Source organism: [Enterobacter] lignolyticus SCF1 (assembly GCF_000164865.1).
Taxonomy (GTDB): Bacteria; Pseudomonadota; Gammaproteobacteria; order Enterobacterales; family Enterobacteriaceae; genus Enterobacter_B; species Enterobacter_B lignolyticus.
Genome location: NC_014618.1, coordinates 2,472,832 through 2,497,597 on the forward strand (window position 1 = coordinate 2,472,832; position 24,766 = coordinate 2,497,597).

Consider the following 24,766-nt stretch of genomic DNA (forward strand, 5'->3'; position numbering starts at 1 on the left):
ATGCACTATGGGGTTGCATTCCGCCCGGCCCCGCCGGGCCTGTCCTTGAAACCAGAAACAGGATTAAGGAGTCAGAATGAAATCGAACCGCAAGGCACGTCATATCCTCGGCTTAAACTACAAGCTGTCTAACCAGAAAAAGATGTTGATCGAAGGCGACGCAGAGACCATGCTTAACCATACCCATGCAACCGGCCGTAAACGCCGCGTATAAATGTTATCGACGTCGAGCCTGACCCCGCTTTTGCTGTGCGGGGTTTTCTTTATTTCCGCCAGCCATACATCAGCAGCTGTCAATCTTTAATTCATTTTATAAAAAAATATCGTTTTAAAAAATATATTGCCGCTATTTTTCAGTGAATCGGAATACGCAAACACGTTAAAATATGATATCCGCATTGCCGGTACGCTCATCAACACCAAAGGACGATAAGATGGATCGCACGCTCGACAAACATCACACATTCCAGAATGGAGTAATTGAACTCTCCAATTTCCCATTATCCGGCAAAGCCAGTTCTGAAATAAAACAAGAATACAGACGCCTCGCGGGTATCCTCTACCCGCTGTTCGGCATTAGCCCTGGACAGCTGTATGACCGACTGGAGTCTGGCCCAACGGAGCAGGACGTCGCCACGCTTGAAGCGCTGCTCTTCATCAAGCGCGCCGGGCATATGAACCAGTTTATCGGCATGAAAATTATGTAATTAACGCCAGGAGTCAACCCGTTGACTCCTGCGTCCATAAAAAAATACCCGATACCGGCGACGATATCGGGCGAGGTGGCTTGATACAATTGTCGTTATATTAATGATGATGCGAAGCAACGGTATTACGCTGAATGAATTCAGCATTATCGATTTAGCTCGACCACTATCGCCTGGCATCTTCACTAAAAAAGCCTCCCTGGCAAATCGGACGAATTCCAGGGAGGGGTCTACGCGAGTTAATAGTTAGGAAAGAACTACTACTGGCCCTGTATTGCTACAGGCACGAGACATATTAATAAGCATAACAGAATAACATTAAGCATTGCGTGCTTATTCATTTAAATCGGAAAGCGAATATTTTTATAATTTAAAACAGTTCGGGTTATTACAGCTATTAGTGAAATACCGACGCGCTATCCGGCCGTTCACAGCTTCGCGCGTAACACAGGCTTCACAACAAAGATGCTGTTTTTTTACTTTCACATCCCTTCTGATGCCCCTTTTTGCAGGCACTTGCTTTATACTCTGCCCCGCCGCCGTACCCGCCGGTCCATGCCGCCTCTGGTACAGGCCGGGAGTGATGACAAAGGAGTGAGTAAGATGTTACTTAACCATAAAAAAAACCGTTCGCTTTACATCCCCTATGCAGGCCCGATCCTGCTTGAGTTTCCCCTGCTGAACAAAGGCAGCGCCTTCAGCGTCGAAGAGCGCAGCAACTTCAACCTGCTGGGCTTACTGCCGGAGGTGGTGGAAACCATTGAAGAGCAGGCAGAGCGCGCCTGGATCCAGTACCAGGGCTTCAAAACCGAGATTGATAAGCACATCTATCTGCGCAACATCCAGGACACCAACGAAACCCTTTTCTACCGTCTGGTCGAGAACCATCTCGACGAGATGATGCCGGTTATTTATACCCCCACCGTCGGCGCCGCCTGCGAGCGCTTTTCGGAGATCTACCGCCGCGCGCGCGGCGTGTTTATCTCCTACGAAAACCGCCACAACATGGACGATATCCTGCAAAACGTGCCGAACCATACCATTAAGGTTATCGTGGTCACCGACGGCGAGCGCATCCTCGGCCTCGGCGACCAGGGTATCGGCGGGATGGGGATCCCTATCGGCAAGCTGTCGCTGTACACCGCCTGCGGCGGCATCAGCCCGGCGTATACCCTGCCGGTGGTGCTGGATGTCGGCACCAACAACCAGCAGTTGCTCAATGACCCGCTGTACATGGGCTGGCGCCACCCGCGCATTACCGACGATGAGTATTACCAGTTTGTGGATGACTTTATCCAGGCGGTAAAACACCGCTGGCCGAACGTTCTGCTGCAGTTTGAAGATTTCGCGCAGAAGAACGCCATGCCGCTGCTCAACCGCTACCGCGATGAAATTTGCTCGTTCAACGACGACATTCAGGGCACCGCCGCCGTCACCGTCGGCACGCTGATCGCCGCCAGCCGCGCTGCAGGCAGCCAGCTGTGCGATCAAAGAATCGTCTTCCTTGGCGCAGGCTCCGCCGGCTGCGGTATCGCCGAGCAGATTATCGCCCAGACCCAGCGCGAAGGGCTGAGCGAGGAGCTGGCGCGCTCCCGCGTCTTTATGGTCGATCGCTTCGGCCTGCTCACCGACCAGATGCCGAACCTGCTGCCGTTCCAGAACAAGCTGGTGCAAAAGCGCGACGGTCTGGAGCACTGGGACACCCGAGAAGACGTCCTGTCGCTGCTGGACGTGGTGCGCAATGTTAAGCCGGACATTCTGATTGGCGTTTCCGGTCAGACCGGCCTCTTCACCGAAGAGATCATCCGCGAAATGCACAAGCATTGCCCGCGGCCGATCGTCATGCCGCTGTCCAACCCGACGTCCCGCGTGGAGGCGACGCCGCAGGACATCATCGCCTGGACCGAAGGCAATGCGCTGGTCGCCACCGGTAGCCCGTTCGACCCGGTAGTGTGGAAAGACCAGACGTACCCCATCGCCCAGTGCAACAACTCGTACATTTTCCCGGGTATCGGCCTTGGCGTTATCGCCGCTGGCGCCACGCGGATCACCGACGAAATGCTGATGTCCGCCAGCGAAACGCTCGCCAAACACTCACCGCTGGTCAATAACGGCGAAGGTCTGGTGCTGCCGGCGCTAAAAGACATCCATAAAGTTTCCCGGGCGATTGCCTTCGCGGTCGGCAGAATGGCGCAGCAGCAGGGCGTCGCGATGAATACCTCCGCCGATGCGCTGCAGCAGGCGATTGACGACAACTTCTGGTTGCCGGAATACCGCAACTACCGCCGCACCTCCGTCTGATGTCCGACAGGACCTACGTATCTTCGTAGGTCCTGCTCCCGCGACTGGTCAATACCCGCATTCCCCGCTACACTCGCCTCACCTATTAACTTGATGAAAATATAAGGAGGATCCCATGCCGTACTGTGAAATGTTTGATATTTCACATACTTTTGGTGATCGCATCTGCTCAGGCGTTATCGGTATCGTGCTGCGATAACGGTGGCTTGAGCGAAGAAACCACCCCAAATCCCTTCTCTCGGGCTTATCAGGTTATCGTCAGCGATGTTTGACGAGGCATAAACATGCCTGTAACACTTGAGTAAGTTCACATGAGTACATTACTGACTGCACAAGCGCTGTGCATGGAAACGGCTTTTGGTCCGCTGTTTTCCGATCTCTCTTTTACCCTGAAAAAAGGCGACCGCGTCGGGCTTATCGGCTACAACGGCTGCGGCAAAAGCACGCTGCTGAAGATGCTGGACGGCACTCTGCCCCCTTCTTCGGGCTCCGTCTCTCTCGCCCGCCACTGCCTGCCGGGACGCGTGGAACAGCATTTACCGGAACAGCTGGGCGAGTTAACCCTGCTCACGGCCGTGCTGGCGCAGCTGCCGCCTCTGGAACGCGAGCCTCAGCGCTGGCGCGCCGAAGCCCTGCTGGCGGAGATGGGTTTTAGCCCGCAGGATACCGCGCTGACGGCGGCAACGCTGAGCGGCGGCCAGCATACCCGCCTGCTGCTGGCGCGGGCGCTCATCCGCCAGCCGGATTTGCTGCTGCTGGATGAGCCTGGCAACCACCTCGATCTGCCCACGCTGCTGTGGCTGGAGCGTTTTCTCAACGGCTGGAACGGCAGTTTTATTCTGGTTTCCCACGACCAGCAGCTGCTGGATAACGTCACCAACGCGAGCCTTATCCTGCGCGACCGTCGTCTGCACGCGTTTGCTCTGCCCTGCAGCGCCGCGCGTCAGGCGCTGGCGGCGCAGGATGAGAGCGATGCGCTGCGGTTTAAAGCCGAGCAGAAAGAGATAGACCGCATCGCCACCAGCGCCAGACGGTTGGCCACCTGGGGCAAAGTCTACGATAACGAAGGCCTTGCCCGTAAAGCCAAACAGATGGAAAAGCAGGTTGAACGGCTAACGGAAAGCCAGACGGACGTTACCGCCGGCAGCCAGTGGCAGCTGATACTGCGCGGCGATGCGCTGCAGGCCGACCGTCTGCTGGAAATGGAAAACCTCGCGGTAGCACCCGCGCCGGGCTTACCGGCGCTGTTCACCACCGGAGCAGCGCGGCTTAAATCCGGCGATCGCGTGGCGGTTATCGGTCGCAACGGTTGCGGGAAATCCTCACTGCTGCGGCTTATCTGGCAAAACGTCGGCCTGCCTGCGTCTGACGCGGCGTTGAAAATCCATCCGCGGGTGGACATCGGCTATTACGACCAGACGCTGCGCCAGCTGGCGGATGACGCCACGCTGTTTGACGCCCTGCTGCCGTTCGCGGCCTCAGCGGAAGAACGCAAAATGGCGCTTATCAGCGCCGGATTTGCGTGGAGCCGACACGGCCAGCAGGTGAATTCACTGAGCGGCGGCGAGCGTTCCCGGCTGCTGTTCGTCGGGCTGACGCTGGCGCGCTATAGCCTGCTGATGCTGGATGAACCGACCAACCATCTCGATATGGAAGGTAAAGAGGCGCTGGCGCAGTCGCTGCGCGAGTTTTCCGGCGGCGTCCTGCTGGTCAGCCATGACCGCCAGCTGATGGCGCAAAGCTGTAACCGTTTCTGGTTAATCGATAACGGTCGGCTGGAAGAGTGGCATGATGCCGACGCGGCCTGGGAGCGCTTGCGCAATGGCTCAGACAGTACCGCTATCGCGCCCGCCCGCGCAGGTGGGCGACCGACGCCCGCCGAAGAACCGGAGGACCTGCTGGAGACGCTGGTGGCTCTTGAGTCGCTGCTGGCGGACGATCTGGCGCGAAAGCCGAAACATCAAAAACCGCAGCTGCAGGCGCAGTGGCGTGAGGAGATAGACGCCCTCAACGCCCGTCTTGAGCGGCTATAGCCCCATCAAACAGGCGCCATGCTGGCGCCTGTTTTTTCTCTGCATAATTTTCGCGATCCCGCACGGGCGCGATTACACTTCAAAGTGTTACCTCAACAATCCCAACATCCTCCACAGAAGAAGAAGATAGCTATGGGAAACAAGAAAAAAGTCAGCATCATCGCAGAGACATCAACGCCTGCTTCAATGAAGACGAAAGCGTACGAAAAGGAGCTGCGGCGCCTCCACGTGGAGCTGGTTAAGCTACAGCGCTGGGTTGTCGCCAAAGGGCTCAAAGTCTGTATCGTCTTTGAAGGCCGCGACGGCGCCGGTAAGGGGGGCACCATCAAGGCGATTACCGAGCGCGTAAGCCCCCGCGTATTCCGCGTCGTCGCCCTTCCCGCGCCGACGGAGCGAGAAAAGAGCCAGCTTTATCTCCAGCGCTACATCCGCCACCTGCCCGCAGCGGGCGAAATCGTTATTTTCGATCGCAGCTGGTATAACCGCGCGGGCGTTGAGCGGGTGATGGGCTTTTGTACCGAGGAGCAGGTCGAAAAATTTCTCGACGGCACCCCGCTGGTGGAACGTTCCATGGTGGAATCCGGGATTATCCTGCTCAAATACTGGCTTGAAGTCACCCCGAAGGAGCAGGAGCGCCGCCTGCGCGACCGCATCGACGACGGACGCAAAATCTGGAAGCTGTCGCCGATGGATATCAAATCGTTCAACCTGTGGGATGAGTATACCCAGGCGCGCGACGCGATGTTCGCCGCCACCGATACCGCCTGGGCGCCCTGGTTCGTCGCCCGCTCCGAAGATAAAAAGCGCGTCCGGCTGAATATTATTTCGCACCTGCTCTCTCGCATACCCTATAAAGACCTGCCGATGGAGCCGGTTAAACTGCCAAAACGGAAAATTGGTAAAATAAAGCCTGTCGATTACCCTTTCCGCTTTATTCCTGAGCTGTTCTGACCGGGGGAAACCCCGGTTTTATTTCACCAAATAAAAAAGAAGGAATACACCTCACAATTCCGCACTGCAATACCAGACCCTTTCTTGTTATTCAGAACCCTCAGCGCAAATGAGTAAACGGCAGGGAAAAGCATATTGTTTTTTAACGCGGCAGGAAGATAATGCACTCACCAACACAGGAGAGCACGATGAAATCGACATCGACGAACGGCTATGATGTGCAGCCGCACAGCGCACCGGGGCTGAAGCACTCAACGTTGACACCGGAAGAAAATGAGGAGCAGCGCCAACATGATAAAGAATTTATATGTGCAATGAATGAGATTGTAGCTACACATGGAGCACTCACGGATGACGATTTTTTTAAGGTGCTATAATGCTCAAACAATTTAATGTTTACCGGAACCCCTCACCTGCAACGAGTAAAATCTGGCCTTACTATATAATAATACAGAATGATTGCTATGAGGATCTCACTACCAGAACCATTGTTCCATTAATGCAAAATCGTTCACTATCACTCTGGCATCGCCATATAGCGCCAAAAATTAATATCGAATTCGACACATGGGTTCTTTACGCACCTATGATTACTAACTTGAATATTCTTAAAATTAATCATAATGATTTTGTATGTAATTTAAAAAGCGCCCGACATGACGTTGTTGCGGCAGTCGATGCGCTTATTACCGGTATCTGACTGCAGGCATCGATCAAAGGCGCTACGAACGTAGCGCCAAATCAGGCAAGTCGTTAGCGTATCCCTTCGGCGCTCTCCTTCTTCGCCTCCAGACGTTCGACGTCGCGATACCAGCGCGGATGATGCTTCTGCGCCCAACGGCGGCTCACCTTGCCTTCAACCATCCCTTTAATCGACCCCTTCACCCAGAAGGCCATATACATATGGATCAGGATGGCGTGGATCAGAATGATGGCCGAGGTCGCATGGATAAGCAGACTATAGCGCACGACCTGAATCGGGAAATATTGAGCAAAATACGGACGCCAGATGATAACGCCCGTCACCAGCAGCACAAAGATCATGCTCATGATGGTCCAGAACATCATCTTCTGCCCGGCATTGTATTTACCCACTTTCGCGACGTTATGCTCGTTGCCCTTCAGGACTTCGATAATCCCCTTCAACCACGGAATATCCTGCCTGTCCGGGATGTTGTGATGGACGAAACGCACGAACATAAACATCAGCACCACAAAAATCAGCACGCCGAAGAACGGGTGCAGAATGCGCCCCATCTGCGGCGTCCCGAAGGTCTCGGTCAGCCACTGCAGCGTCGGGAAAAAGAACGAAATCCCCGATACCGCCACCAGAAAGAAGCAGATCACCACCGTCCAGTGGCAGGCGCGATCGATAAACTTCGTGCGCACAATCATCTTCGACTTACTCATGGCGATCCTCCTCGTCGTCGTCCGCCTCTTTATTTGGCCCGATACCGATGTAGTGATAAATCAGCCCGGCAAAGGTGGCGATAAAACCGGCGGCAGCCAGCGGTTTCAGGGCACCTTTCCACAGGTTGATGGAGGTATCGATCGCTGGCGTCTTCGGCAGATTGTGATACAGCTCAGGTTGGTCGTTGTGATGCAGCACGTACATAACGTGCGTACCGCCCACCCCCTGCGGATTGTAAATGCCCGCATTTTGATAGCCGCGCGCTTTCAGTTTGTCCACGCGCGCCTGCGCCACCTCCAGCATCTCCTTTTTGCTACCAAAATGGATGGCGCCCGTCGGGCATGTTTTCACGCAGGCCGGCTCCTGGCCGACGCTGACGCGATCGACGCACAGGGTGCATTTGTAGACCCGGTTATCCTCTTTATTGAGGCGCGGGATGTTGAACGGACACCCGGCGATGCAGTAGCCGCAGCCGATGCAGTTGTCCTGCTGGAAATCGACGATCCCATTCGCGTACTGAATAATTGCTCCGGCTGACAGGCACGCCTTCAGGCAGCCCGGATCTTCGCAGTGCATACAGCCGTCTTTACGGATAAGCCACTCCAGCTTGCCGTTCTGGTCGGTTTCGCTAAAGCGCATCACCGTCCAGGATTTGGCGCTCAGGTCGGCCGGATTATCGTACACCCCGACGCAGTGCCCCACGTCGTCACGGATATCATTCCACTCTGAGCAGGCCACCTGGCAGGCTTTACAGCCCACGCAGGAGGAGACATCGATAAGCTTGGCGACTTCAGCCTTGTAATCCCGCGCACGCGGCGCGGGGGTCATCGGGTTCGTCGCGGAGCGGTTGATAATGTCCTGTGTTTCCATTGTCATTGAATCGCTCCTCAGGCTTTCTCGATGTTGACCAGAAACGCCTTATACTCCGGCGTTTGCGAGTTGGCATCGCCGACGTTTGGCGTCAGGGTGTTGGCGATATAGCCCTTTTGCGCCACGCCTTCAAAGCCCCAGTGCAGCGGGATCCCGACGGTTTCCACCTGCTGGCCGTTGACGTTCAGGGTTTGCAGACGGCGGGTAACCACCGCAACGGCGCGGATAAAGCCGCGCCTGCTGCTGACCGTCACACGGTCGCCGTTGGCAATGCCTTTGCTTGCCGCCAGGGTTTCGCTTATCTCTACAAACTGTTCCGGCTGCGCGATGGCGTTAAGCCGCGCGTGCTTGGTCCAGGTATGGAAATGCTCGGTCAGGCGATAGGTCGTGCCGACGTACGGGAACCGGTCCTTCTTACCTAAACGCAGCACGTCGTCCTCGTAAATACGCACCACCGGGCTGGAGATCACGCCGGGGTGCAGCGGGTTGGTGCCGAGCGGCGTTTCCATCGGCTCGTAGTGCTCCGGGAACGGGCCTTCCGCCAGCTTGTCGAGGGCGAACAGACGCCCCAGCCCTTCCGGCTGCATGATAAACGGCCCGGTTTTACTGCCCGGCGCGGCGGTGCTGAAGTCCGGAATGTCGTTACCCGTCCACTTCTGTCCGTTCCACTCGATCAGCATCCGCTTCGGATCCCACGGCTTGCCGTTGATATCCGCCGAGGCGCGGTTATACAGCACGCGACGATTGAGCGGCCACGCCCAGGACCAGCCCAGCGTGTTGCCAAGCCCAGACGGATCGGCGTTGTCGCGGTTAGCCATCTGGTTGCCCTGCTCCGTCCAGCTGCCGGTATAGATCCAGCAGGAAGACGCAGTGCTGCCGTCGTCACGCAGCAGCGCAAAACTGCTCAACAGCTGGCCTTTCTTCGCCAGCAGATTACCGTTGGCGTCAAAGAGATCCGCCAGCGCCACGCCGTTGTTCTCTTTGGCCACCTCTGCGGATTCCGGATGGTCCGGCTGCTTGTAGTCCCAGCGCATCTTCAGCAGCGGCTCAACGCCCTTGCCGCCTTCCGCGCGGTACATCGCGCGCAGGCGATGGTAAATCCCGGCAAGAATTTCGCCGTCGTTACGCGCTTCGCCAGGGGCATCCTGACCTTTCCAGTGCCACTGCAGCCAGCGCCCGGAGTTGGCAATCGAACCGTCTTCCTCGGCAAAGCAGGTCGACGGCAGGCGGAACACTTCGGTTTGAATCGACGCGGTATCCACATCGTTCATTTCGCCGTGGTTCTGCCAGAAGCAGGAGGTCTCCGTTACCAGCGGATCGATAACCACCATGTACTTCAGCTTGCTCAGGCTGCGAACCACCTTGTTTTTGTCGGGGAAAGAGGCCACCGGGTTAAAGCCCTGACAGATATAGCCCGTGACGCGCCCCTTATCCATCATGTTGAAATACTTGATGACGTCATACGACTGGTCCCATTTCGGCAGCCACTCGAAGCCCCAGTCGTTATCTTTTTGCGCCGCATCGCCGTAGAAGGATTTCAGCAGGCTGACGGCAAACTTCGGATAGTTGCTCCAGTAGTTCACCTGATCCGGTAGCGTCGCTTTTGGCGTATTCGCCGCCAGCCAGGTTTGCAGATCCGCCTGTTTTTCAGAGGGCAGCGTCAGATAGCCCGGCAGGCTGGTCGACAACAGCCCCAGATCGGTTAAGCCCTGAATGTTGGAGTGTCCACGTAGGGCGTTCACGCCGCCGCCGGCCATCCCCATATTGCCGAGCAGCAGTTGGATCATCGCCATAGTGCGGATGTTCTGCGCGCCCACGGTGTGCTGCGTCCAGCCCAGCGCATACAGGAAGGTGGTGGTTCTGTCCGCCGCGCTGGTCGACGCCAGCACTTCGCACACTCGCAGGAAATCCGCTTTCGGCGTACCGCAAATATTCTCGACGACCTCCGGCGTATAGCGGGAAACGTGCTGCTTCAGCAGATTCCACACGCAGCGCGGGTCGGTCAGGGTGTCATCGCGTTTCGCATAGCCGTTTTCATCGAACTGATAGCTCCAGGACGATTTATCGTACTGTCGTTTTTCGGCGTCATAACCGCTGAACAAACCGTCTTCGAAGGCAAAATCCTCCCGCACCAGCAGGCCGGCGTTGGTGTAGTGCTTAACGTATTCGGCGTTAATTTTATTGTTTTCGATCAGGTACAGCAGCACACCGGAAAGGAACGTAATGTCCGTACCGGAGCGAATCGGCGCATAAATATCGGCCACAGACGCCGTACGCGTAAAGCGCGGGTCGACGACGATAAGCGTCGCATCGTTGTTGTTTTTCGCCTCTATCGCCCAGCGGAAACCCACCGGGTGGGCTTCTGCGGCATTACCGCCCATCACCACCACGACGTTGGCGTTTTTGATATCCACCCAGTGGTTGGTCATCGCACCGCGACCAAATGTTGGAGCAAGACTTGCTACCGTTGGTCCGTGTCAGACGCGCGCCTGGTTGTCTACCGCCAGCATGCCGAGAGAGCGCACAAATTTTTGCGTCAGCATGCCGGTTTCATTACTTGCCGCAGATGCGCAGAGCATCCCGGTGGAAAGCCAGCGGTTGACCGTGACGCCCTGCTCGTTCTTTTCTATAAAGTTGGCGTCGCGATCGGCTTTCATTAATTTTGCAATTCGGGAGAACGCGTCGTCCCAGGAGATGCGCTGCCACCTGTCCGACCCCGGCGCCCGATACTCCGGATAGCGCAGGCGGTTTTCGCTGTGGACATAGTCCAGCAGCCCGGCCCCTTTGGGACACAGCGCGCCGCGGCTGACCGGATGATCCGGGTCGCCCTCAATATGATAAATCGCTTCTTTGGCGTTCTTCGCGCCATCCCCCAGGCTGTACATCAACAGCCCACATCCCACGGAGCAATATGTGCAGGTATTACGAACCTCTTTTGCGCGTAACAGCTTATAGTTACGCGCCTGAGCCAGCGCCATTTTCGGGGCGAACCCTAATGCCGCGGCCGTGGTCCCGGCCATACCGCCCGCGCAGATTTTAAAAAACTGCCTGCGACTGACGTCCATTGTTTTCCTCGTTAATCAGGATAAATCACGGGGAAAACTAACAGCCCGGGCGCTGATTTTTTTGCGTCAAATCAATATCGAAAACTAATGCCCCCTTAATAGTTGGCGCTGGCGAATTTTAATAATCCTTTGTGATTAAGGTGACGGAAATTAACGCCCCACCGCCGCCATAAAAGTGGTATAAATTATTCTTTGGTCTCAAGAAAAGAACTCCGGGGAAAATGACAAAACAACGCGCGACGCTTATTGGACTCATCGCCATCATCCTGTGGAGCACCATGGTCGGGCTTATCCGCGGCGTCAGCGAGGGGCTCGGGCCCGTCGGCGGCGCGGCGATGATCTACTCGCTAAGCGGCCTGCTGCTGGTCTTCACCGTCGGAATCCCTGGCGTACGGCAATTTTCTCTGCGCTACCTGCTGGCCGGATGCCTGCTGTTCGTCAGCTATGAAATTTGTCTTGCCCTGTCGCTGGGCTATGCCGCCACCCGTCAGCAGGCCATCGAGGTGGGGATGGTGAATTATTTGTGGCCGAGCCTGACCATTCTGTTCGCTATTTTGTTTAACGGTCAAAAATCAACCTTATTGATCGTCCCCGGGCTCCTGCTTTCGCTGCTCGGCGTCAGTTGGGTACTCGGCGGCGAGAACGGATTAAATATTGATGAAATTATCAGCAATATTATTTCCAGCCCCCTGAGCTATATTCTGGCCTTCTGCGGCGCATTTATCTGGGCAGCCTACTGTACGGTTACCGCGAAATATGCGAAAGGGAAAAACGGCATCACCTTTTTCGTATTACTGACGGGGCTTAGCCTGTGGATACAATATCTGTTCAGCGACCAGCCGCCGATGCAGTTCAGCTGGCCGGTGGTTATCAAACTTATTATGTGCGCGCTGTCGCTCGGCTTCGCCTACGCGGCATGGAACATCGGCATCCTGCACGGCAGCGTCAGCCTGCTGGCCGTCGGCTCCTACTTTACCCCGGTACTGTCCTCGGCGCTGGCCTCGTTCCTGCTCAGCGCCCCGCTCTCCTGGAGCTTCTGGCAGGGCGCCTGCATGGTGTGCGCCGGCTCGCTGTTGTGCTGGTTAGCCACCCGAAGCCGCTAGCTTCACGCGGTCTGGCGCACCTTTGCCAGGCCGAACCAGACGCCGACCGCCAGCGCCAGCAGCATTCCCCCGGCGCTGAACAGCACCACGCTGTGCGATGAAATAAACGCGGTTTTCGCCGCGTCGATGACCGCCATCGCCTGCGGCTGCTCCAGCGTCTGCGCCAGCTGTACCGCCTCGCCGATAGACGACGACGCCCGCGCCGCTTCCCCGGCCAGCAGCCCGTCCGGCAGCAAAATAGAGCCGCTGTAGCTGCGGGTGAGGATCAGACCGAACACCGCAATACCCAGCCCGGCGCCAAGCTCGTAGGCCATGGTTTCGATAGCCCCGGCCGCGGCCGCTTTTTCTTTCGGCGCCGCCGCCATTATCGCCGCCGTTGAGGCCAGCAGCGCGCTGGCGGCGCTGAAGCCCAGCATCGTCATCAGCCCCCAGGCCTGCCACTGCTGGGTGGTAAAATCGGTCATCGACAGTCCGAGGAAACTTAACGCGCTGAGCATCATGCCGCCGGTCGCCACTTCACGCAAACCAATGCGCGACACCAGTATTCCGGCGATGGGGCCGCTAAAACCGCTCGCCAGCATCACCGGCAGCATAAACAGCCCCGCTTCGAACGGCGTTTTGCCGTGCACAAACTGCAGCTCCTGCGCCATCAGCAGCTCAAAGCCCACCAGCGTCGCCAGCGCGGTTATCGCCATCATCACGCCGCAGAGGATAATACGGTGGGTGAACAGCCGCATGTCGATCATCGGCGTACGCGCCGCCAGCTGAATGCGCACGAAGGCCGTCAGCAGTACGCCGCCCACCAGCAGCGCCAGCGCAACAAACCCCAGCCCTTCGCTGCCCTTGATCGCCGATTTGGCGCTCCACACCAGCAGCAGAATCGCCGCCACCAGCATGACCGCGTGGGTAAAGTTCAGCGGCTGCTCGCGCCGCCCCGGCTGCCACGGCACGACCCGCGCGCTAACCGCCATCACCACCAGCACGATCGGTACGTTGATCAGAAAAACCGCGCCCCACCAGAAGTGCTCAAGCACAATCCCGCCGATTAGCGGGCCGAACGCTGCGCCGCCGGAACCGATGGTCGCCCACAGCCCCAGCGCCATATTGCGGTGGCGCGCCTCGCTGAAGGTATTGCGAATACCCGCCAGCGTCGCCGGAACGATCATCGCCGCCCCGACGGCCAGACAGGCGCGGGCGGCGATAAGCCACATCGCGCTGGGGGCGAACGCCGCCGCCAGCGAGGCAAGGCCGAACAGCCCGCTGCCGGACAGCAGCAGGCGCTTAAAGCCGATGCGATCGCCAAGCGCGCCCATCGGCAGCACCATTCCGGCCATCACCAGCGAATAAATATCGATTATCCATAACAGTTCATTGCTGCTGGTCCCCAGCGATACGCTCAGCGTCGGCGCTGCAACGTGCAGCACGGTGGCATCAATCGCGACCGGGATATACACCAGCAAAATCGCAAATAACGTTACCCATTGGCGAAACATACATCTCCCTCATAAATACAAAGCTGGACATCCGTCCAGTTTGCGATCGTGGGGGAAAGTTGAACACTTGTCCAGCTTTTTGTTATTATCGCCCTATCACCGCCAGGGAAGAGAGATATGGGCTATCTGAATCGCGAAGAACGTCGGGAAACCATCATGCAGGCCGCCATGCGCGTCGCGCTGGATCAAGGGTTTACCGGTATGACGGTCCGCAACATCGCCACCGCCGCGGGCGTCGCCGCAGGCCAGGTCCACCACCATTTCACCTCCTCCGGCGAGCTAAAATCCCAGGCGTTTATCCGCGTGATCCGCGAGATGATGGATCTGCAGCGCCTTTCGCGCACCGCCGGCTGGCGTGAACAGCTGTTTTCCGCCCTCGGCAGCGAGGACGGACGGCTGGAGCCCTATATCCGCCTGTGGCGCCAGGCGCAGCTGCTGGCCGACAGCGATCCGGAAATCAAAAGCGCGTACCTGCTGACCATGAACCTGTGGCATGACGAAGCGGTCAGGATCATTCGCGCGGGCCATGCCGCTGGCGAATTTACCCTGCGCGATAGCGCCGAAAATATCGCCTGGCGGCTGATTTCGCTGGTCTGTGGACTGGACGGGATTTACGTGCTGGGAATGCCGGAGGTAGACGATGCCGCATTCACCCGCCACCTGCAGCACGTTATTCAGCTTGAGTTATTTTCGTAACATTCCCCCTGAAGACTCAAAATCATTCCGGCGCAAACCGGTGAGCCTCGGGAGTATAATTACAATTAGTAACACTTAAGCCGCGCTATATCCAACGGCCATTCGCGGGGTCGTCCTTTTTTATCTATCCTTTTTCACATCACCATAAAATTCAACCCCATCTGCAGAACCCAGGTTCTGCCCATTTCTTTTTGCTTATTTTCAATCATATGCTGGCGCAGTCGAGGGCGATATGTCACAACAAAGTGAGAAGAATAATCATTATCTTTTAAGCAACTGGAAGCCAGAAAACGCGGCGTTTTGGGAGAATAAGGGCAAGCATATTGCCAGAAGAAATCTATGGATTTCTGTGGCTTGCCTGCTGCTGGCCTTCTGCGTATGGATGCTGTTTAGCGCCGTATCGGTCAACCTGAATAAAGTCGGGTTTAATTTTACTACCGATGAACTGTTTTTATTAACTGCACTGCCTTCTTTATCCGGGGCAATATTGCGCGTGCCCTACTCCTTTATGGTACCTATATTTGGCGGCCGGTACTGGACGGTAATAAGCACGGTTATTCTGATTATTCCCTGCATCTGGCTCGGAATTGCCATTCAAAATACCGCTACCCCGTACTGGGTATTTATTGTAATTGCGCTGCTGTGCGGATTTGCCGGCGCTAATTTCGCCTCCAGCATGGGCAATATCAGCTTTTTCTTTCCGAAAGCCAGACAGGGCAGCGCGCTCGGCGTCAACGGCGGCCTCGGCAACCTCGGCGTCAGCGTGATGCAGATGGTCGCCCCGGCGGTGATCTTTGTGCCGGTCTTCACCTTTCTCGGCGTTCACGGCGCGCCGCAGGGCGACGGTTCGACGATGTGGCTTGCCAATGCGGCCTGGATCTGGGCGCCGCTGCTGCTTATCGCCACTCTTGCCGCCTGGTTCGGGATGAACGATATCGCCAGCTCGAAAGCCTCGGTAGCGGACCAGCTGCCGGTGCTGGGCAGGCTGCACATGTGGGTGCTGGCGCTGCTGTATCTGGCGACCTTCGGCTCCTTTATCGGCTTTTCGGCAGGGTTCGCCATGCTGTCGAAAACCCAGTTCCCGGACGTCAATATCCTGAAGCTGGCCTTCTTCGGCCCCTTCCTCGGCGCCCTGGCGCGCTCGGCGGGCGGGGTTATCTCCGACAAGCTCGGCGGCGTGCGGGTGACGCTGGTGAATTTCGTCTTTATGGCGCTGTTTACCGCCCTGCTGTTCCTCACGCTGCCCGGCGGCGGCTCGCAGGGGAATTTCACCACCTTCTACATCGTCTTCATGGGGCTGTTCCTCACCGCCGGGCTCGGCAGCGGCTCCACGTTCCAGATGATCGCCATTATCTTCCGTCAGATAACCATCGCCCGGGTGAAAAAGCGCGGCGGCAGCGACGAGCAGGCGCAGCAGGAGGCGGTGACCGACACCGCGGCGGCGCTGGGTTTTATCTCCGCTATCGGCGCGGTCGGCGGCTTTTTCATCCCGAAAGCCTTCGGCACCTCGCTTGCCATGACCGGCTCTCCCGTCGGCGCCATGAAGGTTTTTCTGGTGTTTTACATCGTCTGCGTGGGGGTGACCTGGGTCGTCTACGGTCGCCGCACGTCGCCAAAAGCATAAATCAGAACAGCGTGAGCAGTGCAACCCCGGGGCAGGTTCTGCCCCGTCAGGAGAAACGTCATGAGCAAACTACTGGATCGCTTGCGTTACTTTAAGCAAAAGGGCGAAACCTTCGCCAACGGCCATGGACAGGTGATGAACAACAACCGCGACTGGGAGGACAGCTATCGCCAGCGCTGGCAATTCGACAAAATTGTGCGATCCACCCACGGCGTTAACTGTACCGGCTCGTGTAGCTGGAAAATCTACGTCAAAAACGGTCTCGTCACCTGGGAAACCCAGCAAACCGACTATCCCCGCACCCGCCCCGATTTACCCAACCATGAGCCCCGCGGCTGCCCGCGCGGCGCCAGCTACTCCTGGTACCTGTATAGCGCCAACCGGCTGAAGTACCCGCAAATCCGCAAAAGCCTGATCGCGCTGTGGCGCGAGGCGCTCGCGCAGCACAGCGATCCGGTGCTGGCGTGGGACGCCATCATGCAGGACCCGGAAAAATGCCGACGCTACAAGCAGGCGCGCGGCCACGGCGGTTTTGTACGCTCCACCTGGGAAGAGCTGAACCCGCTGATCGCCGCCGCCAACGTCTGGACCATCAAACGCTACGGCCCCGACCGCGTGGCGGGCTTTTCGCCGATCCCGGCGATGTCGATGGTTTCCTACGCGGCGGGCACCCGCTATTTGTCACTGCTCGGCGGCACCTGCCTGAGCTTCTACGACTGGTACTGCGATTTACCCCCCGCCTCGCCGATGACCTGGGGCGAACAGACCGACGTGCCGGAGTCCGCCGACTGGTACAACTCCAGCTATATCATCGCCTGGGGCTCTAACGTACCGCAGACCCGCACCCCGGACGCCCACTTTTTTACCGAAGTGCGCTACAAGGGCACCAAAACCATCGCCATCACTCCGGACTACTCGGAAGTGGCGAAACTCTGCGACCAGTGGCTGGCGCCGAAACAGGGCACCGACAGCGCACTGGCAATGGCGATGGGCCACGTGATCCTCAAAGAGTTTCACCTCGACAACCCCAGCGATTACTTCCTCAACTACTGCCGCCGCTACACCGACATGCCGATGCTGGTCCTGCTCGACGCCCGCGACGACGGCAGCTACGAACCGGGCCGGATGCTGCGCGCATCCGATCTGGTCGATAACCTCGGCGAAGCCAATAACCCGCAGTGGAAAACCGTAGCGCTCAACGCCGCGGGCGTGCCGGTAGCGCCTAACGGCTCGATCGGCTTTCGCTGGGGCGAGCAGGGAAAATGGAACCTTGAGACGCTGGCGGCGGGTCAGGAAACCGAGCTGCAGCTCACCCTGCTCGGCGCCCATGACGACGTCACCGGCGTGGCGTTCCCCTACTTCGGCGGTAATGAAAACCCACATTTTCGCAGCGTCAAACAGGAGCCGGTGCTGGTGCGTAAGCTGCCGACGAAAACGCTGACGCTGCACGACGGCACGACGGCCCGGGTAGCCAGCGTTTACGACCTGGTGCTGGCGAACTACGGTCTGGATCGCGGGCTGAACGACCCGCTGGCGGCGAGCGACTACGGCGAAGTGAAAGCCTACAGCCCGGCATGGGCCGAGCAGATAACCGGCGTACCGCAGCGGCATATTGCGCAGATCGCCCGCGAGTTCGCCGATACGGCGCACAAGACCCATGGCCGATCGATGATAATCCTCGGCGCCGGGGTAAACCACTGGTACCACATGGACATGAACTACCGCGGCATGATCAACATGCTGGTGTTCTGCGGCTGCGTGGGCCAGAGTGGCGGCGGCTGGGCGCACTACGTCGGCCAGGAGAAGCTGCGCCCGCAAACCGGCTGGCTGCCGCTGGCCTTTGCGCTGGACTGGAACCGTCCGCCGCGCCAGATGAACAGCACCTCGTTCTTCTACAATCATGCCAGCCAGTGGCGCTATGAAAAGCTGACCGCCCGCGAACTGCTGTCGCCGCTGGCCGACGCCAGCCAGTTCTCCGGCCACCTGATCGATTTCAACGTCCGCGCCGAGCGCATGGGCTGGCTGCCGTCGGCGCCGCAGCTCAACGTTAACCCGCTGACCATCAAGCGCCAGGCCGAATCTGCCGGCATATCGCCTGCCGACTATACCGCTCAGGCGCTGCGTTCCGGCGAGATCCGCATGGCCTGCGAGCAGCCTGACAGCGGCAACAACCATCCGCGCAACCTGTTTATCTGGCGCTCCAACCTGCTCGGCTCCTCCGGTAAAGGGCATGAATATATGCTCAAGTACCTGCTCGGCACCGACAGCGGTATTCAGGGCGAGGCGCTCGGCGACAGCGACGACGTGAAGCCGGAAGAGGTGGAATGGCAGACCGCCGCCATCGAGGGCAAACTAGACCTGCTGGTGACGCTCGATTTTCGCATGTCCAGCACCTGCCTGTTTTCCGACATCGTTCTGCCGACCGCAACCTGGTATGAAAAGGACGACATGAACACCTCGGACATGCATCCGTTTATCCACCCGCTGACGGCCGCCGTCGACCCGGCCTGGGAGGCGAAAAGCGACTGGGAGATCTACAAGGGGATCGCCAAAGCCTTTTCGACGCTCTGCGTCGGGCACCTGGGGCAGGAAACAGACGTCGTTTTGCAGCCGCTGCTGCACGATACCCCGGCCGAGCTGTCGCAGCCGTTCGGCGTGGCCGACTGGCGCAAAGGCGAATGCGAGCTGCTGCCAGGCAAAACCGCGCCCAACATTCTGGTGGTGGCGCGCGATTATCCGGCGACGTACGAGCGCTTCACCTCGCTCGGCCCGCTGATGGACAAGCTCGGCAACGGCGGCAAAGGCATTTCCTGGCAGACGCAAACCGAAGTCGACTTCCTCAGCAAGCTAAACTACGTCAAGGCCGACGGCCCGGCCAAAGGCCGTCCGCGTATCGACACCGCAATTGACGCCTCCGAGGTGATCCTCGCGCTGGCGCCGGAAACCAACGGCCAGGTGGCGGTGAAGGCCTGGGACGCGCTGAGCAAACTCACCGGTCGCGATCACCGGCATCTGGCGCTCAACAAAGAGGACGAGAAGATCCGCTTTCGCGATATCGTCGCCCAGCCGCGCAAGATAATCTCCAGCCCGACGTGGTCCGGTCTTGAAAGCGAGCATGTCTCCTATAACGCCGGATATACCAACGTCCACGAGCTGATTCCGTGGCGCACCGTCTCGGGCCGCCAGCAGCTGTATCAGGACCATCCGTGGATGCGCGCTTTTGGCGAAAGCCTGGTGGCCTACCGCCCGCCGATTGATACCCGCAGCGTCAGCCAGATGAAGGCTATCCCGCCGAACGGCTTCCCGGAGAAAGCGCTGAACTTCCTGACGCCGCACCAGAAATGGGGCATCCACTCCACCTACAGCGAAAACCTGCTGATGCTGACACTGTCGCGCGGCGGGCCGATCGTATGGATAAGCGAAACCGACGCCCGGGAGCTCGGCATCGCCGACAACGACTGGATTGAAGCCTTCAACGCCAACGGCGCGCTCACCGCCCGCGCGGTGGTCAGCCAGCGCGTGCCGCCGGGCATGACCATGATGTATCACGCCCAGGAGCGAATCATGAACATCCCGGGCTCCGAAGTAACCGGACGGCGCGGCGGCATCCACAACTCGGTCACCCGCGTTTGCCCGAAACCTACCCATATGATCGGCGGCTACGCCCAGCTGGCATGGGGCTTTAACTACTATGGCACCGTCGGCTCCAACCGCGACGAGTTCATCATGATCCGTAAAATGAAAAATATTAACTGGCTGGACGACGAAGGTCGGGATCAGGTTCAGGAGGCGAAAAAATGAAGATACGTTCGCAAGTGGGGATGGTACTCAATCTCGACAAATGCATCGGCTGTCACACCTGCTCCGTCACCTGCAAGAACGTCTGGACCGGGCGTGAAGGGATGGAGTACGCGTGGTTCAATAACGTGGAAACCAAGCCCGGCATCGGCTATCCGAAAAACTGGGAGGACCAGGAGCAGTGGCAAGGCGGCTGGATCCGCGGCATCCACGGCAAGCTGACGCCACGCCTCGGCGGGCGCGTGGGCGTACTGGCAAAAATCTTTGCCAACCCGTCGCTGCCGGGCATCGACGACTACTACGAGCCGTTTACCTACGATTACCAGGACCTGCAGCGCGCGCCGGAAGGCAAACACCTGCCGACCGCCCGCCCGCGATCGCTGATCAGCGGCGAGCGCATCAATAAAATCGAATGGGGCCCGAACTGGGAGGAGCTGCTCGGCGGCGAGTTCGAAAAGCGCGCGAAAGACCGCAACTTCGAGGCCATGCAAAAGGAGATGTACGGCCAGTTCGAAAACACCTTCATGATGTACCTGCCGCGCCTGTGCGAGCACTGCCTGAACCCAAGCTGCGTCGCCACCTGCCCGAGCGGCGCTATCTACAAGCGGGAAGAAGACGGCATCGTGCTTATCGATCAGGACAAGTGCCGCGGCTGGCGGATGTGCATCAGCGGCTGCCCGTACAAAAAAATCTACTTCAACTGGAAGAGTGGAAAATCGGAAAAATGCATTTTCTGCTACCCGCGCATTGAATCCGGCCAGCCGACCGTCTGCTCCGAAACCTGCGTCGGACGTATTCGCTACCTTGGCGTGCTGCTGTACGACGCGGACCGCATTGAAGAAGCCGCCAGCACCGAGCATGAGACCGACCTGTATCAGCGCCAGTGCGACGTATTTCTCAACCCGCATGACCCGAACGTGATAGAGGAAGCGCTGAAGCAAGGGATTCCGCATAACGTTATCGAGGCCGCTCAGCAGTCGCCGGTGTATAAGCTGGCGATGGAGTGGCAGCTCGCCCTGCCGCTGCATCCGGAGTACCGCACCCTGCCGATGGTCTGGTACGTCCCGCCGCTGTCGCCGATCCAGTCCGTGGCCGATGCGGGCGGTCTGCCGCACAACGGCAGCATTCTGCCGGAGGTCGAGAGCCTGCGCATTCCGGTGCAGTACCTCGCCAATATGCTGAGCGCTGGCGATACCGGCCCGGTGCTGCGCGCGCTCAAACGCATGATGGCGATGCGCCACTACAAGCGTTCGCAGACCGTCGAAGGGGTCACCGATACCCGCGCGCTGGAAGAGACCGGTCTGAGCGTCGCGCAGGTCGAGGAGATGTACCGCTACCTCGCCATCGCCAACTACGAGGATCGTTTCGTGATCCCCACCAGCCACCGCGAGCTGGCGCGTGAAGCCTTCCCGGAGCGCAACGGCTGCGGCTTCAGCTTTGGCGACGGCTGCCACGGCTCCGACACCAAATTCAACCTGTTCAACAGCCGCCGTATTGACGCAATCGACGTTTCCGGCGTACGCCAGCACGGGGAGGGAGAATAATGCCAGTCCTTAAGCTTATCGCCCTGCTGCTGGAGTACCCCGACCCGCTGCTGTGGGAAAACCGCGACGACGCCCTGGCGCTGGCCCGCGAGGAGGCGCCAGCGCTGGAGTCCTGGGTGGCGCAGCATCTGGCGGCCCCGCTGCTGGATAAACAGGAAGAATGGTGCGATCTGTTCGAGCGCGGCAGCGCGACGTCGCTGCTGCTGTTCGAGCACGTACACGGCGAATCCCGCGACCGCGGACAGGCCATGGTGGATTTGCTCGCCCAGTATGAGCAGGCCGGTCTGGCGCTTGACTGTCGCGAGCTGCCGGACCACCTGCCGCTGTATCTGGAGTACCTCAGTACGCTGACGCCCGACGAGGCGCGCGACGGGCTACAGAACGTTGCGCCCATTCTGGCGCTGCTGGGCGGCCGGCTGAAACAACGCCAGGCGTCCTGGTGGACGCTGTTCGACGCCCTGCTGATGCTGGCGAACAGCCCACTAAGAAGTGACAGCGTCACTAAGCAGGTGACCGGCGAGAAGCGTGACGATACCCGCCAGGCGCTGGATGCGGTATGGGAAGAGGAGCAGGTGAAGTTTATCGAAGATAACGCCACCGCCTGCGACAGCTCTCCGCTGCAACACTATCAACGACGCTTTAGCCAGGACGTCGCGCCGCAGTATGTCGACGTCCGTGCCGGAGGCCCGAAATGATACAGTACCTTAACGTCTTCTTTTACGATATCTACCCCTACCTTTGCGGCACCGTGTTCCTGCTCGGCAGCTGGCTGCGCTACGACTACGGTCAGTACACCTGGCGCGCCGCCTCGAGCCAGATGCTCGATAAGCGGGGTATGGTGATATGGTCGAACCTGTTCCATATCGGCATCCTGGGGATCTTTTTCGGCCACTTCTTCGGCATGCTGACGCCGCACTGGGTGTACTCCTGGTTCCTGCCGATGTCGCAAAAGCAGCTGATGGCGATGATCCTCGGCGGCGTGTGCGGGGTGATGACGCTGGTCGGCGGCGCAGGGCTGCTGGTCCGTCGTCTGTGCAACCCGCGGGTGCGGGCCACCTCGACCACGGCGGATATTCTGATCCTCAGCATTCTGTTGATTCAGTGCATTCTTGGGCTAATCACCATTCCGTTTTCCGCACAGCATCCGGACGGCAGCGAGATGCTGAAACTGGTAGACTGGGCGCAGGCGGTGGTAACTTTCCGGGGCGGAGCTTCCCAGCATCTCGACGGCGTGGCGTTCGTGTTCCGCGTGCATCTGGTGCTCGGTATGACCATTTTCCTGATCTTCCCGTTCACCCGTCTGGTTCACGTCTGGAGCGCGCCGGTGGAGTATTTCACCCGACGATATCAGATTGTTCGATCGCGTCGTTAATCTGACGGCCATTGTCTCTCAGTAATGGTACCGGCAGACGGCTCCGGCCAGTCGCAAATCTCTACAGGGTTATTCTAACCAAAACTCAGGATACAATGGGGCCGTGGTGGCCCCCTTGTCCCGTTCACAGGATGTGAAGTCTCAGAGCCTGCAGGTCATCAGGTGAACGGAACAACCTGCAGTGCTTAACTGACAAGCACTACCCTTTACCGCCCTATTTTTCCGCTTCCGGATGCGTCTCAAACGCCGACATCACGGCGGCCAGATCCGCCAGCGTGAAGCCGTTTTTGTGGTCATCCACGCCGATGCCGAAGGTGTCCTGCAACAGCAGGTACAGGCTTTCAACGTCCGGCAGTGTGCGCTTTTCTACCGTATGCCCCTGCTCCCAGCGGGTGAACTGGAAATTGGTCAGCGTCAGCTTACCGCCTTCCGGCAGATGACGGCACATCAGCAGATGGTGACGAAAATGGGACTGCGGCCAGTGGGCCGACCAGAAATTGCCCATGACGTAGTCGGTGAAATACTGCTTTTCGAGATCAAACTGGTACATCGACTGCCAGTGTTCGTGATGAAGGAACTGGAGGATCCAGTCGTTGCCTTCGTTGAGCAGGCGATATACTCCGTGCGGCGTAGCCTGCTCTTTATCCGCCAGCAGGCGAATCGGCGCCGTCAGCGTCTGCCCGCCGAACCCGACGTCGGCAATCCAGCGCTCTCCGGCCAGCTCCACCAGCAGCAGCCGGTGCGTACGCGGCGGCATCTGCGGCGGGTTTGCCAGCACCACGCGCCCCAGCACGCTGCGCACGTTAAAGCCAATTTCTTTGAGCGCGCGCTCAAAGAGCCCGTTTTGCTCAAAGCAGTAGCCGCCGCGTCGGGCGGTCAGCAGCTTATCCTCCAGCGACTGATCGTCCAGCTGAATTTCCCGGGGAAGCAGAACGTCCAGGTTTTCAAACGGAATGGCGCAGTTGTGGCGCAGGTGAAGCTCCCGCAGCGTGTCGAGGTCGACCGCCGGGGGCTGCGTCCAGTGAAGACGGGAAAAATAGGCGATTAAAAATGGGCTCATGATGCCTCCTGCAATGACGATGCTTTGTTTATAACGCATTTTTTTCTGCTGACCGTCGTTTTTGTGCGATCGATTTACCCGTCCGTGCTTGTCATTCCCCCCGCCTCGCAGTGTAATGCAGCAAATTATCCGGAGGAATTGCCATGCCTCATTTTCGCCCTGTGGACTTAAAACATGCCAGCCGCCTGCTTAATCACGGCCCGACTATCCTGATTACCACCTATGACGAGCAGATCGAGCGGCGAAACGTCATGGCGGCGGCCTGGTCAATGCCGGTGGAGTTCGATCCGCCGCGCATTGCCATCGTCGTGGATAAATCCGCCTGGTCGCGCGAGCTCATCGAGCGCAGCGGCCGTTTTGGCATCGTTATCCCGGGCGTTGAGGCCACGAACTGGACCTACGCCGTCGGCAGCGTCAGCGGACGCGATGAAGATAAATTCAACTGCTATGGGATCCCGGTTATCCAGGGGCCGGTGCTTGGTCTGCCGCTTATTGAAGAGAAGTGTCTGGCGTGGATGGAGTGCAGGCTGCTGCCCGCCACCGGTGCGCAGGAAAAGTACGATACCCTGTTCGGCGAGGTCGTCAGCGCCGCTGCGGATGAGCAGGCCTTCGTCGCCGGTCGCTGGCAGTTTGACGACGATAAGCGCAACACGTTACACCATCTCGGCGCCGGAACGTTCGTTACCAGCGGCCGCCTTGTCCGCGCCGCGGAGTAAACGCCCGGTAGCCGTGAGGCTA

The 24,766-nt window shown here is 58.5% G+C and carries 20 protein-coding genes; 15 read left to right on the forward strand and 5 right to left on the reverse strand.

The genetic code is table 11. The features are described from left to right. Positions 1–76 precede the first annotated feature (76 nt). The 7 genes from sra (at position 77) to ENTCL_RS22960 (ending at position 6,692) form a co-directional block, all read left to right on the forward strand. Complete coding sequence (gene sra, locus ENTCL_RS11665; RefSeq protein WP_013366328.1) at positions 77–214, forward strand: stationary-phase-induced ribosome-associated protein; 138 nt, start codon at positions 77–79, stop codon at positions 212–214. 220 nt (positions 215–434) lie between these two features. Further along, a complete protein-coding gene (locus ENTCL_RS11670; RefSeq protein WP_013366329.1) occupies positions 435–707 on the forward strand; it encodes a hypothetical protein in 273 nt (90 codons plus the stop codon). 603 nt (positions 708–1,310) lie between these two features. Continuing rightward, complete coding sequence (locus ENTCL_RS11675; protein WP_013366330.1) at positions 1,311–3,008, forward strand: NAD-dependent malic enzyme; 1,698 nt, start codon at positions 1,311–1,313, stop codon at positions 3,006–3,008. A gap of 311 nt (positions 3,009–3,319) precedes the next feature. Continuing rightward, positions 3,320–5,041 (forward strand): ABC-F family ATP-binding cassette domain-containing protein, encoded by a 1,722-nt coding sequence (locus ENTCL_RS11680; protein ID WP_013366331.1) that lies wholly within the window; start codon positions 3,320–3,322, stop codon positions 5,039–5,041. A gap of 132 nt (positions 5,042–5,173) precedes the next feature. Then, entirely contained in the window at positions 5,174–5,992 is an 819-nt protein-coding gene (ppk2, locus tag ENTCL_RS11685; protein WP_013366332.1) for a polyphosphate kinase 2, read from the forward strand. A 188-nt stretch (positions 5,993–6,180) separates the two neighbouring features. Next, complete coding sequence (locus ENTCL_RS24055) at positions 6,181–6,369, forward strand: hypothetical protein (protein WP_044611957.1); 189 nt, start codon at positions 6,181–6,183, stop codon at positions 6,367–6,369. Further along, on the forward strand, positions 6,369–6,692 hold the full coding sequence (locus ENTCL_RS22960) for a CcdB family protein (RefSeq protein WP_013366334.1): 324 nt from the start codon (positions 6,369–6,371) through the stop codon (positions 6,690–6,692). Before ENTCL_RS24055 ends, ENTCL_RS22960 begins: the two co-directional genes overlap by 1 nt. A 53-nt stretch (positions 6,693–6,745) precedes the next feature. On the opposite strand, the gene fdnI is transcribed toward ENTCL_RS22960, so the two are convergent. Genes fdnI through fdnG form a run of 3 tightly spaced genes read right to left on the reverse strand, consistent with a single transcriptional unit; the run spans position 6,746 to position 11,338 of the window. Further along, positions 6,746–7,402, reverse strand: a complete 657-nt coding sequence (fdnI, locus tag ENTCL_RS11695; RefSeq protein ID WP_013366335.1) for a formate dehydrogenase-N subunit gamma — start codon at positions 7,400–7,402, stop codon at positions 6,746–6,748. After that, entirely contained in the window at positions 7,395–8,279 is an 885-nt protein-coding gene (gene fdxH, locus ENTCL_RS11700; RefSeq protein ID WP_013366336.1) for a formate dehydrogenase subunit beta, read from the reverse strand. Before fdxH ends, fdnI begins: the two co-directional genes overlap by 8 nt. A gap of 11 nt (positions 8,280–8,290) precedes the next feature. After that, positions 8,291–11,338 carry a formate dehydrogenase-N subunit alpha gene (gene fdnG / locus ENTCL_RS11705; protein ID WP_157865544.1) on the reverse strand — a complete coding sequence of 1,016 codons (3,048 nt, stop codon included), beginning with the start codon at positions 11,336–11,338 and terminating at the stop codon, positions 8,291–8,293. 221 nt (positions 11,339–11,559) lie between these two features. Here fdnG and yddG point away from each other — a divergent pair, with 221 nt between their 5' ends. Further along, complete coding sequence (gene yddG / locus ENTCL_RS11715; RefSeq protein ID WP_013366339.1) at positions 11,560–12,441, forward strand: aromatic amino acid DMT transporter YddG; 882 nt, start codon at positions 11,560–11,562, stop codon at positions 12,439–12,441. Positions 12,442–12,443: 2 nt separating this feature from the next. On the opposite strand, the gene ENTCL_RS11720 is transcribed toward yddG, so the two are convergent. Further along, positions 12,444–13,934 carry an MFS transporter gene (locus ENTCL_RS11720; RefSeq protein ID WP_013366340.1) on the reverse strand — a complete coding sequence of 497 codons (1,491 nt, stop codon included), beginning with the start codon at positions 13,932–13,934 and terminating at the stop codon, positions 12,444–12,446. Between the two features lie 117 nt (positions 13,935–14,051). On the opposite strand from ENTCL_RS11720, the gene ENTCL_RS11725 reads away from it, so the two are divergent. The 6 genes from ENTCL_RS11725 (at position 14,052) to narI (ending at position 22,968) form a co-directional block, all read left to right on the forward strand. Further along, positions 14,052–14,630: a TetR family transcriptional regulator gene (locus ENTCL_RS11725; protein ID WP_013366341.1), complete on the forward strand. Its 579-nt coding sequence runs from the start codon at positions 14,052–14,054 to the stop codon at positions 14,628–14,630. 232 nt (positions 14,631–14,862) lie between these two features. Then, the gene (locus ENTCL_RS11730) at positions 14,863–16,254 is read left to right on the forward strand and encodes a NarK family nitrate/nitrite MFS transporter (RefSeq protein WP_013366342.1); all 1,392 of its coding nucleotides are present in this window, start codon (positions 14,863–14,865) and stop codon (positions 16,252–16,254) included. Between the two features lie 60 nt (positions 16,255–16,314). Continuing rightward, entirely contained in the window at positions 16,315–20,055 is a 3,741-nt protein-coding gene (locus tag ENTCL_RS11735) for a nitrate reductase subunit alpha (protein WP_013366343.1), read from the forward strand. Next, positions 20,052–21,596: a nitrate reductase subunit beta gene (narH, locus tag ENTCL_RS11740; RefSeq protein WP_013366344.1), complete on the forward strand. Its 1,545-nt coding sequence runs from the start codon at positions 20,052–20,054 to the stop codon at positions 21,594–21,596. The genes ENTCL_RS11735 and narH overlap by 4 nt, the downstream gene beginning before the upstream one ends. After that, on the forward strand, positions 21,596–22,291 hold the full coding sequence (narW, locus tag ENTCL_RS11745; RefSeq protein ID WP_013366345.1) for a nitrate reductase molybdenum cofactor assembly chaperone: 696 nt from the start codon (positions 21,596–21,598) through the stop codon (positions 22,289–22,291). Before narH ends, narW begins: the two co-directional genes overlap by 1 nt. Next, positions 22,288–22,968 (forward strand): respiratory nitrate reductase subunit gamma, encoded by a 681-nt coding sequence (gene narI, locus ENTCL_RS11750; RefSeq protein WP_013366346.1) that lies wholly within the window; start codon positions 22,288–22,290, stop codon positions 22,966–22,968. Before narW ends, narI begins: the two co-directional genes overlap by 4 nt. A gap of 214 nt (positions 22,969–23,182) precedes the next feature. Here narI and nhoA read toward each other — a convergent pair whose 3' ends face one another. After that, positions 23,183–24,028 carry an N-hydroxyarylamine O-acetyltransferase gene (nhoA, locus tag ENTCL_RS11755; protein ID WP_013366347.1) on the reverse strand — a complete coding sequence of 282 codons (846 nt, stop codon included), beginning with the start codon at positions 24,026–24,028 and terminating at the stop codon, positions 23,183–23,185. Positions 24,029–24,171: 143 nt separating this feature from the next. On the opposite strand from nhoA, the gene ENTCL_RS11760 reads away from it, so the two are divergent. Beyond that, positions 24,172–24,744, forward strand: coding sequence for a flavin reductase family protein (locus ENTCL_RS11760; RefSeq protein ID WP_013366348.1), 573 nt, complete (start codon positions 24,172–24,174; stop codon positions 24,742–24,744). Positions 24,745–24,766 lie beyond the last annotated feature (22 nt).

Bases quoted from the DNA above. Each gene is read 5' to 3' on its own strand.
- ENTCL_RS11675 (WP_013366330.1), top strand. From the start codon at position 1,311: ATGTTACTTAACCATAAAAAAAACCGTTCGCTTTACATCCCCTATGCA.
- ENTCL_RS11725 (WP_013366341.1), top strand. From the start codon at position 14,052: ATGGGCTATCTGAATCGCGAAGAACGTCGGGAAACCATCATGCAGGCC.
- ENTCL_RS11670 (WP_013366329.1), top strand. From the start codon at position 435: ATGGATCGCACGCTCGACAAACATCACACATTCCAGAATGGAGTAATT.
- ENTCL_RS11760 (WP_013366348.1), top strand. From the start codon at position 24,172: ATGCCTCATTTTCGCCCTGTGGACTTAAAACATGCCAGCCGCCTGCTT.
- narI (WP_013366346.1), top strand. From the start codon at position 22,288: ATGATACAGTACCTTAACGTCTTCTTTTACGATATCTACCCCTACCTT.
- ENTCL_RS11730 (WP_013366342.1), top strand. From the start codon at position 14,863: ATGTCACAACAAAGTGAGAAGAATAATCATTATCTTTTAAGCAACTGG.
- ppk2 (WP_013366332.1), top strand. From the start codon at position 5,174: ATGGGAAACAAGAAAAAAGTCAGCATCATCGCAGAGACATCAACGCCT.
- ENTCL_RS22960 (WP_013366334.1), top strand. From the start codon at position 6,369: ATGCTCAAACAATTTAATGTTTACCGGAACCCCTCACCTGCAACGAGT.
- ENTCL_RS11720 (WP_013366340.1), bottom strand. From the start codon at position 13,934: ATGTTTCGCCAATGGGTAACGTTATTTGCGATTTTGCTGGTGTATATC.
- narW (WP_013366345.1), top strand. From the start codon at position 21,596: ATGCCAGTCCTTAAGCTTATCGCCCTGCTGCTGGAGTACCCCGACCCG.
- fdxH (WP_013366336.1), bottom strand. From the start codon at position 8,279: ATGACAATGGAAACACAGGACATTATCAACCGCTCCGCGACGAACCCG.
- ENTCL_RS24055 (WP_044611957.1), top strand. From the start codon at position 6,181: ATGAAATCGACATCGACGAACGGCTATGATGTGCAGCCGCACAGCGCA.
- ENTCL_RS11735 (WP_013366343.1), top strand. From the start codon at position 16,315: ATGAGCAAACTACTGGATCGCTTGCGTTACTTTAAGCAAAAGGGCGAA.
- nhoA (WP_013366347.1), bottom strand. From the start codon at position 24,028: ATGAGCCCATTTTTAATCGCCTATTTTTCCCGTCTTCACTGGACGCAG.
- yddG (WP_013366339.1), top strand. From the start codon at position 11,560: ATGACAAAACAACGCGCGACGCTTATTGGACTCATCGCCATCATCCTG.
- ENTCL_RS11680 (WP_013366331.1), top strand. From the start codon at position 3,320: ATGAGTACATTACTGACTGCACAAGCGCTGTGCATGGAAACGGCTTTT.
- narH (WP_013366344.1), top strand. From the start codon at position 20,052: ATGAAGATACGTTCGCAAGTGGGGATGGTACTCAATCTCGACAAATGC.
- fdnI (WP_013366335.1), bottom strand. From the start codon at position 7,402: ATGAGTAAGTCGAAGATGATTGTGCGCACGAAGTTTATCGATCGCGCC.
- sra (WP_013366328.1), top strand. From the start codon at position 77: ATGAAATCGAACCGCAAGGCACGTCATATCCTCGGCTTAAACTACAAG.